The organism is Actinomycetospora aurantiaca (genome assembly GCF_037401875.1).
GTDB lineage: Bacteria > Actinomycetota > Actinomycetes > Mycobacteriales > Pseudonocardiaceae > Actinomycetospora > Actinomycetospora aurantiaca.
On the sequence record NZ_JBBEGN010000002.1, the window covers coordinates 538514 to 553454 of the forward strand.

At 75.3% G+C, this 14941-nt stretch carries 9 protein-coding genes; 4 read left to right on the top strand and 5 right to left on the bottom strand.

Annotated features, from left to right (window positions below):
• Positions 1 to 302 precede the first annotated feature (302 nt).
• Positions 303 to 1733 carry a cation:dicarboxylate symporter family transporter gene (locus tag WCD74_RS07260; protein ID WP_337694153.1) on the bottom strand — a complete coding sequence of 477 codons (1431 nt, stop codon included), beginning with the start codon at positions 1731 to 1733 and terminating at the stop codon, positions 303 to 305.
• 120 nt (positions 1734 to 1853) lie between these two features.
• Between WCD74_RS07260 and WCD74_RS07265 the strand changes: the two genes are divergently transcribed.
• Positions 1854 to 2537: a response regulator transcription factor gene (locus WCD74_RS07265; RefSeq protein WP_337694154.1), complete on the top strand. Its 684-nt coding sequence runs from the start codon at positions 1854 to 1856 to the stop codon at positions 2535 to 2537.
• Here WCD74_RS07265 and WCD74_RS07270 read toward each other — a convergent pair.
• On the bottom strand, positions 2469 to 4139 hold the full coding sequence (locus WCD74_RS07270) for a sensor histidine kinase (protein ID WP_337694155.1): 1671 nt from the start codon (positions 4137 to 4139) through the stop codon (positions 2469 to 2471). The genes WCD74_RS07265 and WCD74_RS07270 overlap by 69 nt on opposite strands.
• A gap of 234 nt (positions 4140 to 4373) precedes the next feature.
• On the opposite strand from WCD74_RS07270, the gene WCD74_RS07275 reads away from it, so the two are divergent.
• The gene (locus WCD74_RS07275; RefSeq protein WP_337694156.1) at positions 4374 to 8231 is read left to right on the top strand and encodes a glycosyltransferase; all 3858 of its coding nucleotides are present in this window, start codon (positions 4374 to 4376) and stop codon (positions 8229 to 8231) included.
• A 143-nt stretch (positions 8232 to 8374) separates the two neighbouring features.
• Entirely contained in the window at positions 8375 to 9250 is an 876-nt protein-coding gene (locus WCD74_RS07280; protein ID WP_337694157.1) for a hypothetical protein, read from the top strand.
• Here the strand turns inward: WCD74_RS07280 and WCD74_RS07285 are convergent.
• Complete coding sequence (locus WCD74_RS07285; protein ID WP_337694158.1) at positions 9247 to 10293, bottom strand: MBL fold metallo-hydrolase; 1047 nt, start codon at positions 10291 to 10293, stop codon at positions 9247 to 9249. The genes WCD74_RS07280 and WCD74_RS07285 overlap by 4 nt on opposite strands.
• 79 nt (positions 10294 to 10372) lie before the next feature.
• Positions 10373 to 11275, bottom strand: coding sequence for a 1,4-dihydroxy-2-naphthoyl-CoA synthase (locus WCD74_RS07290; protein ID WP_337694159.1), 903 nt, complete (start codon positions 11273 to 11275; stop codon positions 10373 to 10375).
• A 232-nt stretch (positions 11276 to 11507) separates the two neighbouring features.
• On the opposite strand from WCD74_RS07290, the gene WCD74_RS07295 reads away from it, so the two are divergent.
• A complete protein-coding gene (locus WCD74_RS07295) occupies positions 11508 to 13736 on the top strand; it encodes an FUSC family protein (protein ID WP_337694160.1) in 2229 nt (742 codons plus the stop codon).
• Here the strand turns inward: WCD74_RS07295 and menE are convergent.
• On the bottom strand, positions 13733 to 14893 hold the full coding sequence (menE, locus tag WCD74_RS07300; protein WP_337694161.1) for an o-succinylbenzoate--CoA ligase: 1161 nt from the start codon (positions 14891 to 14893) through the stop codon (positions 13733 to 13735). The two genes, WCD74_RS07295 and menE, sit on opposite strands and share 4 nt — an antisense overlap.
• Positions 14894 to 14941: the final 48 nt, after the last annotated feature.

Consider the following 14941-nt stretch of genomic DNA (forward strand, 5'->3'; position numbering starts at 1 on the left):
CGGGTAGATCGACCGGAGGGGCCCTTCGCTCGTTCGCGACGTCGGCCCGGCGCGGGTTCGCTTCGTTCGCGAGTGCTGCATGAGGCAGCCCGCGCGGCCCCGGAACCTGCGTCACGTCACTCTCGCGGATGCCGACAGGGTCGCCCGTTCGCGAGTGCTGCATGAGGCAGCCCCCGCGGCCCCGGGACCTGCGTCACGTCACACTCGCGAGTGCCGGACCGGCGCCCGGCACGAGCGAAGGGCCCCTCCGGTCGAGTAGATCGACCGGAGGGGCCCTTCGCTCACCGCGGGCGGGGCGGACCTCAGGCGGAGGCGCCCACCGGCTTGCGGTCCCCGGACTCCGACGGCTCCTCGTCCTCGCCGCCGTGCGTCTCCTGCTCGATCGCGTCGCGGACCAGCGACGGGTCGTCCAGGGCCGCCTGGAAGCGCTCGTCGTCGCGCTCGCCGCACCAGCCGGCCACGACCATCACGGCCACCGCGTTGCCGATGACGTTCGTCAGCGCCCGGCCCTCGCTCATGATGCGGTCGATGCCGGCGATGATCGCGATGCCAATGGCGATCGACTCCACGGTGTAGAACTCGCCGCCGAACGCCTGCAGCGAGGCCGCCAGCGTGATCAGGCCGGCCCCGGAGACGCCCGCGGCGCCCTTCGAGGTGAGCAGCATCAGCGCGACGAGCCCGAGCTGCACGCCCCACGGCAGGTCCTGCCCGCCGGCCTGCGCGATGAACAGCGCGGCCATCGTCAGGTAGATGCAGGTGCCGTCCAGATTGAACGAGTAGCCGGTCGGCAGCACCATGCTGACCGTCGAGCGGGACGCGCCCGCCGCCTCCAGCTTGGCCAGCAGGCGGGGCAGCACGGTCTCCGACGACGAGGTCCCGACGATGATCAGGATCTCGTCCTTGATCATCCGGATCAGCTTGAAGACGTTGAACCCGGACAGCAGGCAGACCACGAACAGCACGCCGAACACGAAGATCGCGCAGGTCGCCCAGAACGTGACCATCAGCGACAGCAGGTTCGTCAGGCTCTCGCCGCCCAGCGCGCCGACGGTGTAGGCGATGCCGCCGAACGCCGCGAGCGGGGCCAGGAACATGATCATGCGGATGATCCCGAACAGGATCTTCGCGATCAGGTCGACGCCGCCGACGACCCGCTTGCGCAGCGCCGGGGCCAGCATCGACGTCGCGGCCGCCACCAGGATCGCCAGCACGAGGACCCGCAGGATCTCGTTCTCCACGAACGGGCCGAGGAAGCTCTCGGGCAGCAGGGTGCCGGTGATGAAGTCGATCGCGCCGCCGCCCTGGGACCCCGCGGCGACGTCCTCCTGGGCCTCGGCGAGGGTGGCCGGGTCCGGCGGGATCTGGGGGAAGCCGGCGCCGGGCTGGACGATGTTCACGACGACGAGCCCGAGGCCGAGCGCGATCACCGTCATGAGCAGGAAGTACGCGAGCGCCCGGCCCGCGATGCCGCCCGCCGCGGCCAGGTTGCCGATCGAGGCGATCCCGACGATCACCGTGCAGAAGATGACCGGCGCGGTCACCATCTTGATGAGCTGGATGAAGATGTCGGGCAGGACCTTGAGGTCGGACGCGAACCCCGGGGCCACGAAGCCGACGACGATGCCCGCGGTGATGCCGACGAGCACCCAGAACCACAGCTGCTTGTAGACGCCCCCGCGCTTCCGGTCCGGAGGTGAGGGATCCTTCGGGGCGGCCTCGGTCGTCGTCGACATCGGTGTCTCCTTCATCGCGGGCGACGTGGTACAGCTCTCATGCGTTGCGGTGAGTGTGATGACCCTCGCGCTCCGGACACAGGTCGTGCCACCCGAACTTGAGGAACCTTTGAGCCGCCGATGAAGGTCTTGCTCGTCGAGGACACCGACGCCGTGCGCGAGGCACTGGCCAAGGTCCTGCGCGCCCAGGGGTGGCGCGTCGGGACGGCGGCGAGCGGGATGGCGGCGGTCGCGGCCGTCGGGGACGAGGTGGACCCGCCCGACCTGGTGCTGCTCGACCTCGGCCTGCCCGACCTCGACGGCATCGAGGTCTGCCGCCGCATCCGCGGCCGCTCCACGGTGCCGATCATCGCGGTGACCGCCCGCGGCCACGACAGCGCCCGCGTCATGGGCCTGCGCAGCGGCGCGGACGACTACGTGGTCAAGCCGTTCTCGATCGACGAGCTGCTCGCCCGCGTCGAGGCGGTGATGCGCCGGTCGGTCGGCCACGCCCTCGTCTCCACGATCACCGCCGGCCCGCTGGAGATCGATTTGGGCGCGCGCTCGGTGCACGTCGACGGGACCGAGGTCGCCCTGCGGCGCAAGGAGTTCGACCTGCTCGCGGCCCTCGCCCGGCGCGAGGGGCGGGTGGCCACGCGCGAGGAGCTGCTCGACGACGTCTGGGGCCTCGCCCCCGACGACCACGGCGCGGACGCGGGCCGGCGCACCCTCGAGGTGCACGTCGCCGCGCTGCGCTCACGCCTGGGCGTCCCCGGGGTCGTGGTCACGGTGCGCGGCGTGGGGTACCGGCTCGGGAACCCCTGAGGGCAGCACGACCGCGAAGCCGGTGCCGGCGCCGTCCACCCCGGGACCGGTCGTGATCGTCCCGCCGCGCCGCTCCACGACCCGGGCCACCAGCGCGAGGCCCAGCCCGCGGGAGCCCGGCGCCCGGGTCGAGCTCCGCTGCGCTCCGTCTCCCGCCGCCCCCGCCTTCGTCGACCACCCCGCCGTGAACGCCGCCTCCGGGTCGGCCAGCCCCGGCCCGTCGTCCGCGACCCGGATCGTCACCCCGTCGACGCCGTCGACGCCGTCGGTGCCGTCGGCGAGCTCGAGCTCCACCACGCCCCGCCCCGCCGTCGTCAGGACCGCGTCCAGGGCGTTGTCCAGCAGGTTCCCGACGACCGTCACGAGGTCGTCCGTGCCGTCGACCGACGCCGAGCCGCCGGACACGCGCAGGTCGACGCCGCGGTCGCGGGCGTCCGTGGCCTTGTCCAGCACGAGTGCCGCGAGGGCGGGGTCGGCGATGCGGTCGCGGAGGTCGTCGCCCAGGTCGGCGAGGTCGCGGCTCCAGCGCACCGCGAGCTCCCGGGCGTCGTCGTGGGCGCCCAGCTCGATCAGCGTGGACACCGCCTGCAGGTGGTTCGCGTGCTCGTGGGCCTGGAACCGCAGCGCCCCGGCGACGGACCGGGCGTCGTCGAGGGCCCGCATCACCTGCTCGACCTCCGTGCGGTCCCGCAGCGTGATCACCCAGCTGTCGTCGGTCCGGGTGCGGTTCACCAGCAGCAGCCGCTCCCCGACGAGCACCGTCTCGTCGGCCACCGGACTCGGGTCGGCCAGGCGGGCCGCCAACGCCGGGTCCACCCCCAACTGCTCCAGGGTCTTCCCGACGGCGGATCCGGACAGCTCGAGCAGGCGCGTCGCCTCGTCGTTCACCACCACGATGGCGTCGTCGGCGTCCAGCACGAGCAGCCCCTCGCGGATCGCGTGCAGCACGGCCTCGTGGTGGCGGTGCAGCGCGGTGATCTCGGACGGCTCCAGCCCGAGGGTGTCGCGGCGGACCCGGCGGGCCGCCCCGAGGGCGAGCACGATCCCGAGGCCGATCGCCGCGACCGCGCCGAGCGCGAGGAGGCCGAGCTCGCGCAGCACCCGGGAGAACACGTCGACCCGCAGCAGACCCACCGCGACCATCCCGACGACGGGTCCGCCCGGGGAGGCCCGGACCGGCACGATCGCGCGCACCGACGGGCCCAGCGTGCCCGGGAAGGTCTCGACCAGCGTCTCGCCGCGGGCCGCCGGCGCGAACGTGCCCTGGTAGGTCTGCCCGATCAGGCTGCGGTCGGGGTGGGTCAGGCGCGTGCCGTCCGCGGTCATGATCGTGACGAAGGAGGCGTCCGCGTCCCGCCGCACCGCCTCCGCCGCCGGCTCGAGCGTCGCCACGTCGCGGGCGGAGATCGCGGCCGGGACACCGGGGGAGACGGCCAGGGCGGTCGCGAGCCCGAGCATCCGGGCGGCCTCGTCGTCCTCCACGAGGGAGCGGGTGCTCACCGCACTGACGCCGGCCGCGATCAGCACGGTGAGCAGCACCGTCACGATCTCCACGGCGAGCAACCGGCGGACCAGCCGGGACCGGCGGCGGGGTGCTGACACGCCGGAAACCGTGACGGTGCGCACCGCCGGACCGCAAGGGCACCGACCGGGATCCCGCGCCGTGACGATCTTCCGGACGAACCGGACGCATCGCCCGGAGGTGCTCACGGTGGGTGAGATGCCAAGGTCAGGAGGGTCCCGCCGTGACCGGATCGAGATGTCACACTGCCGTCACGGTGGCCGTCCGTGGTGGTCGGGTCGGTGGTCGGGTCGAGGTCGGGAAGGGGTGGGCGCGTGGGGCGACGGGCGACGAACGCGCGCACCGGGCCGTCGGTCGGGACCTGGCTCGTCGTCGGGGTCCTCGCTCTCCTCGTGATCACCGTGCTCGGGGTGACCGGCCTGGTCAACGCCTCGATCGGCAACGACTCCGAGCACGAGCAGGGCGACAGCGCGGCCGTCCCCGCGTCGGTCGCGGGTGGCGGCACGTTCGTCGACGGGCGGGTCGCGCCGGCCCGGTCCACGGCGCTGCCGCCGCGGACCGTCGCCCTGACCTTCGACGACGGTCCGGACCCGACGTGGACCCCGCAGATCCTGGCGGTGCTCGCGAAGCACCGAGTGCCGGGCACGTTCTTCGTCGTCGGCTCGCTGGGCGTGCGCCACCCCGAGCTGCTGCGCCAGATCCGCGCCGCCGGCGGCGAGATCGGCATCCACACCTTCACCCACGCCGACCTGTCCCAGGTGCCCCGCTGGCGCCTCGAGCGCGAGCTCGGCGAGACCCAGTTGGCCATCGCCGGCGCCACCGGCGAGACGACCTACCTGGTCCGCCCGCCGTTCTCCTCCACCCCCGACGCCATCGACGACCGCGCCTACGACGCGGTCCTCGAGTCCGGGCAGGACGGCTACGTCAACGTCTTCACCGACGTCGACGGCGAGGACTGGCAGCGGCCCGGCGTCGAGGCGATCGTGCGGAACTCGACCCCGCGCGACGGAGCCGGTGCGACCGTGCTGCTGCACGACGCGGGTGGCGACCGCTCGCAGACCGTCGCCGCCCTGGACCGGCTGATCCCCGAGCTGCAGGCGCGGGGCTACCGGTTCGACACCGTCACCGGCGCCGTCGGCGCCCCGGCCGCGCACGCCCCGGCCTCGGACCGCGACCGGCTCGTCGGCGGCGGCCTGGTCGGGGCCGTGGACGTCGCGACCGGCGTCGTGCGCGTGCTGACCGGCCTCCTGCTCGCCGTCGGCGGCATCGTCGTGCTGCGCCTGCTGCTGACGCTCGTCGTCGCGCGCCGCCACGCCCGCCGTCGTCGGGACCCGGAGTTCCGCTGGGGACCCGACCCGCCGGCGGCGCCCGCAGGAGCTTCTCCCGTCGCTGCGCTCGCCCCGGTGTCGGTGATCGTGCCGGCCTACAACGAGATCGAGAACATCGAGGCCACGCTGCGCTCGATCCTCGCGAACGACCACCCGCTCGAGGTCCTGGTGGTCGATGACGGGTCGACCGACGGGACCGCGGAGCTGGTCGAGTCGCTCGCCCTGCCCGCCGTGCGCGTGATCCGCCAGCCCAACAGCGGCAAGCCGATCGCGCTCAACACCGGCGTCGCCCGCGCGAAGCACGACCTCGTGATCATGATGGACGGCGACACCGTGTTCCAGGCGGACACGATCGCCCGCCTGGTCGCCCCGTTCGCCGACCCGGGGATCGGCGCGGTCGCCGGCAACGTGAAGGTCGCGAACCGCGCCGCGCTCATCCCGCGCCTGCAGCACATCGAGTACGTGGTCGGCTTCGGCGTCGACCGGCGGGTCCAGGACACGATGCAGGCGATCACGACGATCCCCGGCGCGGCGGGTGCGTTCCGGCGCGAGGCCGTGCTCGAGGTCGGCGGGCTGTCGCTGGACACGCTGGCCGAGGACACGGACCTGACGATCGCCCTGGGCCGCTCGGGCTGGCGGGTGGTCTACGAGGAGCGCGCGGTCGCGTGGACCGAGGCCCCGACGACGGTGTCGCAGCTGTGGCGCCAGCGCTACCGGTGGACCTACGGCACGATGCAGGCGGTCTGGAAGCACCGCCGCTCCCTGCGCGAGCGGGGCGCCTCGGGACGTACCGGGTGGCTGGGGCTCGGCCACATCGGCATCTTCCAGGTGCTGTTCCCCCTGGCCGCGCCGCTGGTGGACGTCTTCTTCGTCTACGGCCTGATCTTCGGCGACCCGGCGCTCACGCTGGTGCTCTGGGGCTCGATGCTCGCCGTGCAGACCGCAGGCGCGGCGTACGCCTTCCGGCTCGACGGCGAACCGCTCGCCCCGCTGTGGGTCGCGCCGGTCCAGCAGATCCTCTACCGCCCGCTGATGTACGCGGTGCTCGTCCGCTCGCTGCTCGCCGCCGTGACGGGCGGGCGGGTGCGCTGGCAGCGCATCCAGCGGCTCGGGGCGCTGCGGGCGCTGATGCCAGGCCAGGCGGCGCCGGTGCCGGTGGCGGCGGTGGCTCCCGGTGTCAGCAGTGCGGCCATGCTGTCGTCCAGTGGCACGAAAGCCGCACCGTCGAAGCCGGCCGCACCCGCCGTCGGGAAGGAGCCGCTCGAGCGGACGCGGTGGCTCGACGTGCTGCGCGCGATCGCCCTCGTGCGCGTGATCGGCTACCACATCGTCGGGTGGGGCTGGCTGTCGTTCGTCTTCCCGTCCATGGGCGTGATGTTCGCGCTGGGCGGCTCGCTGATGCTGGCGTCGCTGGCCCGTGCCGAGGCGGTCGACGTGATCGGGCGTCGGCTCAAGCGCCTGCTCCCGCCGTTCTGGCTGTTCGGGCTGATCGTCGTGCCGGTGATGGTGTGGCACGGGTTCGGTCCGGACGAGACGCCTCCGATCACCGAGTGGTTGTTCTGGTTCGTGCCGGTCCTCGACCCGCCGGGCAGCGAGTGGGCCGGCGACGCGACCGTCGTGCTCTGGTACATCCGCACCTACCTGTGGCTGGTCCTGCTCACCCCCGCCCTGCTGTGGGCGTGGCGGCGGCGGCCGGCGGTGGCGCTCGCCGCGCCGCTCGTCGTCGTCGCGGTCGACGCCCTGCTCGGCGGGGCGGTCCGGGACTTCGGGCCCGTCGGGACGGCGCTCGTGGACGCGTCGATCTTCGCGGGCTGCTGGATGCTCGGCTTCGCCCACCGGGACGGGTCGTTGCGCCGGATGCCGTGGGGCTGGGCGCTGCTCGCGGCGGGCGTCGCGATCGGCGCGGGCGTCGCGTGGGCGCTCGCCAACCCGGCCGGCGACATCGGCATCGACCTCAACGACATCCCGCTCGGCCAGGCCCTGGTCTCGCTCGGCGCGGTGCTGCTGGTGCTGCGCTACACCCCGCGGCTGGCCTGGCTCGAGCGCATCCCGCTGCTGGGCCGGCTGATCACCGTGATCAACGCCCGCGCGGTGACGATCTACCTCTGGCACAACGTCGCGATCGCCCTCGCCCCGCTGATCGACGAGCGCCTCGGCTGGGACTCCACGGGCGCGATGGTGGGGACCGCGGTCGTCCTGACGGTGGTCCTCGCGCTCGGCCTGGGCTGGATCGAGGACCTAGCGGCCGGACGCCGGCCCGCCCTGGTCCCCGGGCCGGCGCAGCGACCGCTGCGGCCGCGTGGGCCCCGCCGCCCGGTGCCGGCGCCGCCGGAGATCCCGGCTGGCGGCATGGTCGTGCCCGCGGAGACCGAGGAGAGCCCGCTCGCGGCGCTCAACGCGCTGCGGCCGGCCTCGGACTTCCGGGCGGACCCGCGCTTCCGGTCCCCGGCCGTCCGTGTCCCCGACGCCCGCCGGGCGGGTCCGTTCTCCCAGCCGGGTCCGGCGCTGCGCCCACCGCCCGGCCGGGTTCCCAGCGGCCCGCTGCCCGCGACGCGGGTGCCGGGCCGGGCCGTCCCCGTCCCGACCGCGCCGCCCCGTCGTCGGGACAGCGACCCGGAGGCGATCACCGGGGTGGTCGGGCGGGCCCCGTCCGGACGACGGCGGCTGATGTCGTTCGGCGACGACCCGTCGCCGTCCATGGCCGACGCCCCGCCGCGCCCCGGCCGGCGTCGGCGCGCCGAGGAGCCGGCCCCGTCGGCTCCGGGACGCTCCGGGAGCCACCGGTCCGAGACCCCCGACGAGCGCCTGAACGACCTGAACGCGCCGAGCCGCCACCGCCGGTAGGTGCCGGATCCTCGGGAGGAGACCGACGCGTCCCGGGAGGGGTCCCGGACGCCGGGTCGTAGACAACGGCCATGAACGGTGCACAGGAGCCCCGACCGGGGTACTCGGCTGGTCCGGGTGACCCGCTCCGGGGGGAGAACGTCATGGCGAGTCCGTCGGTGTTCCCGCCGCCTCCCGACGAGGAGGCGACCGTGCGGACGGCGCCGCCCGAGATCGGGTCGGGCCGGCCCCTCGCGGCGACGGTGGCCGTCACGCTGTGGTGGGTCGTGCTGGGTCTGGGCGTCGTCACGCAGCTGGTCGTGGTGGCCGCCGGCGGGCTGACGCTCACCTCGACCGCGCCGAACGAGTCCGCCCGGGTCTTCCTGCTGGTGCTCGTCGCGGTGCTGTTCGCGCTCCCGCCGGTGGCGCACTGGCTAGTCCTGGTCTGGGCCACGCGCCGGTTGCAGCAGGGCCGCGGTCGCCCCCGCCCGTTCCTGACGGTGCTCGCGCTCTCGTCGGTCGTGTTCGACGTGTTCCCGGTCGTCACCCTCGACCGCACGCTCCCGGTGGTGCTCAGCGTCGTGCACGCGGTGGCGGTGCTCGCCGCCGTCGTCACGACCTGGCTGCCGGACGTGTCCACGTGGCTGGCGGGCCCGGTGGCGCTCGCCCCGTCCCCGCCGACGTCCGCGGCCCCGGCCGGGCTGGCCGCGGTCCCGGTGCCGACCGCGGAGCGGCCGCGTCGGGCCCGGCCCGCGCTGGCCGCGGGCATCGTCGTGGGCGCGCTCCTGGCGCTGGTCGGGCACACCGTGCTCGGGATCGGCGGGTCGTCGCGGGTGTCCCTGGAGCAGACCATCAGCGCCGGGATCGTCGAGCAGTCCGGCTACGCCGTGCAGTCCGCCCGCTGCCCCTGGGCCCTGGGGTGGGACCTGGCGACGGGCGGCGCGGGCTCGTCGTCGTGCACCGCCGACGTGAACGGCCGCACCTATCCCGTCGAGGTCACCTCGGGGCCCGGCGGCGCGCGCTGGCAGCTCGTGACCTAGAAGGTGTAGCGGCTGCCGACCGCGCCGGGCACGAACGCGTCCCCGAGCTCCTGGGCCAGCCGCATCTGCGCCCGCCAGCCGGTGCAGTGCGCGGGCACGACGACGTCGGGGGCGAGGTCGACGAGCGCGGACACCGTCGGCTCGATGATCTGCTCGAAGCCCGGCCCGGTGAGGTGCAGGCCGCCGAGCAGGGCGTGCAGCCGGTCGGCGCCGGTCAGCCGCAGGGCGTGCCGCGCGATGTTCACCGCCCCGGCGTGGCCGCACCCGGTCAGGACGACCAGGCCGCGGTCGCGGACCTGCACCACGAGCGCCTGGTCGTCGACGATCCACGGGTCCGGGGTCCAGGCGTCGCCGACCAGGGCCTCGTGGAAGGCCATGCCCCGCTCGAACTCGGTGGTGCGGTCGACCTCGCCCGTGACGAGCACACTCCCGCCGAGCAGGAACGACGGCTCGCGGCGCTCGATCAGCTCGATCCCGTCGCCGGTGAGGGCGGCGCGGTCGAGCTGCGGCATGACGAACGGCTCGCCGCCGGGCGGGGCGAGGCGGCGCCGCGTGAACGCGGCCGGGTGCAGCACGAGCGGGCTCGCCGCCCGCCCGAGCCAACGTTCGAGCCCGGGGAAGCCGCCGGTGTGGTCGGCGTGGCCGTGCGAGAGGACGACCGCCGCGACGTCGGTCGGGTCGACGCCGAGCCGCCGACCGTTCGTGGCCATGCCGTCCGGGGAGACGCCGGTGTCGAAGAGCAGGGTGTGGTCGTGCCCGTCGCGGGTGACCGTGACCAGCGCGGAGAAGCCGTGCTCCGCGACCAGGCCCGGGCGGGCGAGCCCGTCGACGTACTGCTCCGCCTCCAGTCCCGGCCCGGTGCCGAGGCGTGCCCGCGTCGCGACGTCGGTGTTCGCCAGCAGGGCGTCGAACGAGTTGTCGACGAGCACCGTGATCGTCAGCGCGTCGACGGGCTCCAGGACGACGGGGTCCACGGCCACCCCGACGGCGGCGCGGGGCGCGGCGAACGCGACGGCGGCGGGGTCGGCCTGTTCGGTGCACACGGCGGTCGACCTCCGGACTCCCGCCGCGAGGGCGACGTGGCGCAGGATCTGGCGTCCCGGGACGTGTCAGGTGTAGCAGTCAGTAGTACCAGGGGAACGGCGACCAGTCCGGGGCGCGCTTCTCCAGGAACGACTCCTTGCCCTCCACGGCCTCGTCGGTCATGTAGGCCAGGCGCGTCGTCTCGCCGGCGAAGAGCTGCTGGCCGACCAGGCCGTCGTCGATCAGGTTGAACGAGTACTTCAGCATCCGCTGGGCCTGCGGGGACTTGCCGAGGATCTCCCGCGCCCACTGCAGCGCCGTGGTCTCCAGCTCGGCGTGCGGGACGACCTCGTTGACCGCGCCCATGTGGTGCATCTGCTCGGCGGTGTAGGTCCGGCCGAGGAAGAAGATCTCCCGGGCGAACTTCTGCCCGACCTGGCGCGCGAGGTAGGCCGAGCCGTACCCGCCGTCGAAGGACCCGACGTCGGCGTCGGTCTGCTTGAAGCGCGCGTGCTCGGCGCTGGCCAGCGTCAGGTCCGAGACCGCGTGCAGCGAGTGCCCGCCGCCCGCCGCCCAGCCGTTGACGACGGCGATGACGATCTTGGGCATGAACCGGATGAGGCGCTGGCACTCGAGAATGTGCAGGCGTCCGGCGCGGCCCTGCTCCTGGGCGCTCACCGCCGTCTCCGACGACGCGTACTGGTAGCCCGTGCGGCCTCGGATGCGCTGGTCGCCGCCGGAGCAGAACGCGTGCCCGCCGTCCCGGGGGGACGGGCCGTTGCCGGTCAGCAGGACGACGCCCACGTCCGCGCTCGTCCGCGCGTGCTCCAACGCCGTCGCGAGCTCGTCGACCGTGTGCGGCCGGAACGCGTTGCGGACCTCCGGCCGGTCGAAGGCGATCCGCACGCAGCCGAGGTCCACCGCACGGTGGTAGGTGATGTCGGTGAAGTCGAAGCCCTCCACCGGGCGCCAGGCCGAGTCGTCGAACAGCGGTTGATCCACGACGAGCGACCCTAGGCGCCGGCGGCCCGGGTCGCCGGTACCGCTCCCCGCGTTCGAGCGAAGGGCCCCTTCGCTCGAGTAGATCGACCGATGGTGCCCTTCGCTCGGGACGGGGTCGGCGGGCGAGGGGCGCCCTTCGACGGGTAGATCGAGCGAAGGGGCCCTTCGCTCAACTCCTGGGCGCTCCGGCCGGGGACTTCCGACCACGTCGCCGCGGCGCCACGATGACGCGGTGCGGCGGCGTCTCCTGCGGTGGTTGCTGCGCCGCGATCCCGGTCTGGCCGCCACCCGGCGGGCGGTGCGCATCGCGGTCGCGGCCTCGGTCGGCTTCCTCGCGTGCCGCTACGGGCTGGGTGAGCCGACCGTGGCGGTGTACGCGGTCTTCGGCGTGCTCGGGTTCGGCGTCTTCTCCGAGATCAGCGGCACCCCCGCGCAGCGGCTCCGCACGATCGCGGGCTGCTGCCTCGTCGGCCTCGTGCTGGTGACCCTCGGGTCGCTGCTCGCCGTCAGCACGGCGGCCGCGACGCTCGGCGTGCTCGTCGCCGGGATCGCGGTGGCCCTGCTCGCCCTCGGCGGACCGCGTGCGGCCGGCGTGGTGGTCGGGCTGCACCTGCTCTACATCCTGCCGTCTTTCCCGCCGTTCGAGCCCGACCAGCTCCCGCTGCGGCTCGCCGGGCTCGTGATCGGCACGGCGCTGCTCGCCCTCGCCGACCGGTTCCTGCTCCCGCCTGCGTCGCCCCGCCCGTTCGCCCGGCGGGCCGCGGCCGCCGCCCGCGCCCTCGCCGCGCACCTCGAGGCGCCGGCGACCGACGGGGCGGACCTCGCCCGGGCCCGGCGGAGGTCCGCGTGGACGGCGGAGCGGCTGCGGCTCTCGGTCGTCCCGGTCGCCGAACGCCCGACCGGCCCGGGCGCCGCCGACCGCGGGCTGACGCACCTGGCCGCGGCGCTGCGCGCGCTGCACCAGCGGGTCGTGGCCCTCGAGGAGTGGCCGCCCGCCCCGGTCGGCCCCGCGAACGGACCGGACCCCGAGGCGCCGCGGGCACTGCTGGCCGCCGTCGCACACGCCCTGCACCAGGTGGCCGCCGCCCTCGCCGGCCACCGTGCACCCCCGGACCTCGACGGCCTCGACGCGGCCCGCGCCGCGTTCACGGCACGGCGGCTGCACGCGGTGGAGGTCCTGGGGCCGGGGGAGGAGGCGGTGGCGCGGGCCGAGGCCGCCGTCGCCGTCTCGCAGGTCGCCGAGGAGGCGCGCATCGTCGTGCTCGCGACGCACGCCGTGCTGGCGCCCCGGCGGCCGGTCCCGACCCCGACCGGTCCGGGCGAGGACCTCGCCGACGACCCGTTCTGGTACGCCGGTGCCTCCTCGGTGCGCCTGTGGTGGCGGCGCGTGCGGTGCCACCTCTCGCTCCGGTCGGTGTACCTGCAGAACGCCCTGCGGCTGGGCGTCGGCCTCGCCCTCGCCCGCCTGGTCGCGGGCGAGCTGGACGTGGCGCACGGGTTCTGGGTCCTGCTCGCGACGTTGACGCTCCTGCGGACGTCGGCCGCGTCGACGCGGGCCGCCCTGCCGCCGGCGCTGCTGGGGACGACGATCGGCGGGACGCTGGCGATCGGGCTCGTGCTGCTCGTGGGCCCGTACCCGGTGGCGACGGCGGCGCTGCTGCCGGTGGTCGTGGTGGTGGCGGTCGCCTCCGGGCGGTTCGCCGGGACGGTCGCCGCGCAGGCCTGCTTCACCCTGGTCGTCGCGGTCCTCTTCGCGCAGCTCGCCCCGCCGACGTGGATGCTCGGCCCGGAGCGCGTGCTCGACGTGTTCCTCGGGGCGGCGATCGGGCTGTTGGTCGGGGTCGCCGTGTGGCCCGCCGGTGGCCACGGCGAGATCCGTCGGGCCGCGTCGCTCGGCCTGGAGGACGCCGCGGAGCTCGTCGACGGGACGACCGCGTGGCTCGCGGGGACGGTCCCGCGCCAGGTGGTGTCGGACCGGCTCGCCGCGACGGTCGTCGGGATCGCCCGCTACGAGGCGACCTACACCCAGTTCCGGTCCGAGCAGCACCGCGGGCACGACCACGACCTGGACTGGATGGTCGTGCTCGCCGTCCTCCACCGGGTGAGTCGGGGCGCCCGGAGCGCGCTCGCGGCCGAGCCCGGGTCGGCCTGCGCCGCGCCGTGGCCGGGTCTCGCGGCGCGGCTGCGCGAGGACGTCGGGACCGTCACCGACCGGTACCACCGCTGGGCGGCCGAGCTGGGTCACGACGGCGACCCGCGCCCGGTCCCGGCCCCGCCCCCGGCGCTCGTCCGGGACGGCCTCCGGGCCGTGGCCGACCTGCCCGACCGGGCGGCCCACCCGGCGGTCGCCCTGCGCCTGGTCGACGCGTGGGGATGGCTCGGCTGGCTGGCCGACGACCTCGCGGCACTCGAGGTGCGCTACGCGCCTGTGAGTACTTCTCCGTGTCCCAGGACGGATTAGTACTCACGAGGCGCCAGCCACATCGCCCGCACGGCCGCCCGGTCGGGCTTGCCGATCCCGCGCAGGGGCACGGCGTCGAGCACCCGGACGGCACGCGGCGCCGCGCGGCCCAACCTCGGCGCGACCTGCCCCCGCACCTCCTCGGGGTCCAGGTCCGCCCCGGCCACCACGGCCACGACGCGGGCTCCCCACTCGGGGTCCGGCACGCCGACCACGCACGCCTCGCGCACTCCCGGGACGTCCAGCAGTGCCTGCTCGACGACGGCCGGGGGCACCTTCTCCCCGCCGGTCACGATGACGTCGTCGGCCCGGCCCAGGACCTGCAGCCGGCCGTCGTCGCCGAGCCGCCCGAGGTCGGAGGTCGCGAAGCGGCGGCCGGGCAGGAAGGCCGGGTCGGCCGGCCCCTGGTACCCCTCGGCGACGGTCGCGCCGCCGAGCACGATCCGGCCGGCGCCGGTCGCGTCGGGGTCGACGATCTCCACGGTGACCCGGTCCAGCGGCACGCCGTCGTACACGCAGCCGCCGCAGGTCTCGCTCATGCCGTACGTCGTCACCACCCGGACCCCCGCCGTCCGGGCGCGCGCCAGCAGCGCGGCCTCCGCGGCCGCCCCGCCGATCAGCACGGCGTCGAAGCGTCGGAGCGCGTCGAGGCCCGGCCCGGCGTCGTCGAGCAGCCGCCGCAGCTGGGTGGGCACCAGCGAGAGCCGGGAGACGGGCGGGTACGCCTCGGCCACGGCGGCCGCGAACGCGTCCGGCCGGAAGCCCTCGCGCAGGTCCATCACCGCCGCCGGTGCCCCGGCCCGCGCGGAGCGCAGCAGCACCTGGATGCCGGCGACGTGGTGGGCGGGCAGGGCCAGCAGCCAGCGCCCCTCCCCGCCGAGGCGAGCGGCGGTCGACGTCGCGGAGGCGGACAGCGCGGTGCCGGACAGCCGGACGGCCTTGGGCGTGCCGGTGGACCCGGAGGTCGTGACGACCGCGGCGACGCCGGGCGGGACCGGCGAGGTCAGCACCGCGGGTGGGGGCGGGTCGTCCGGGCCGGTCGGCAGGATCGCCGGGCCGTGCCCCGCGACCGCCGCCACCAGCCGCTCGCCCAGCGCGCGGGCGGCCGCGGGCGAGCCGTCGGTCGCCACGACCTCGACGGGGCGGGAGCGGTCCATCCCCCCACGGTAGGCCGCGCCGCGATCATGGCGGCGCTAGCGTGGTCG

Excerpts from the sequence above, each read along its gene's own strand:
- WCD74_RS07260 (WP_337694153.1), bottom strand. The coding sequence starts at position 1,733 with ATGTCGACGACGACCGAGGCCGCCCCGAAGGATCCCTCACCTCCGGAC.
- WCD74_RS07265 (WP_337694154.1), top strand. The coding sequence starts at position 1,854 with ATGAAGGTCTTGCTCGTCGAGGACACCGACGCCGTGCGCGAGGCACTG.
- WCD74_RS07280 (WP_337694157.1), top strand. The coding sequence starts at position 8,375 with ATGGCGAGTCCGTCGGTGTTCCCGCCGCCTCCCGACGAGGAGGCGACC.
- menE (WP_337694161.1), bottom strand. The coding sequence starts at position 14,893 with ATGGACCGCTCCCGCCCCGTCGAGGTCGTGGCGACCGACGGCTCGCCC.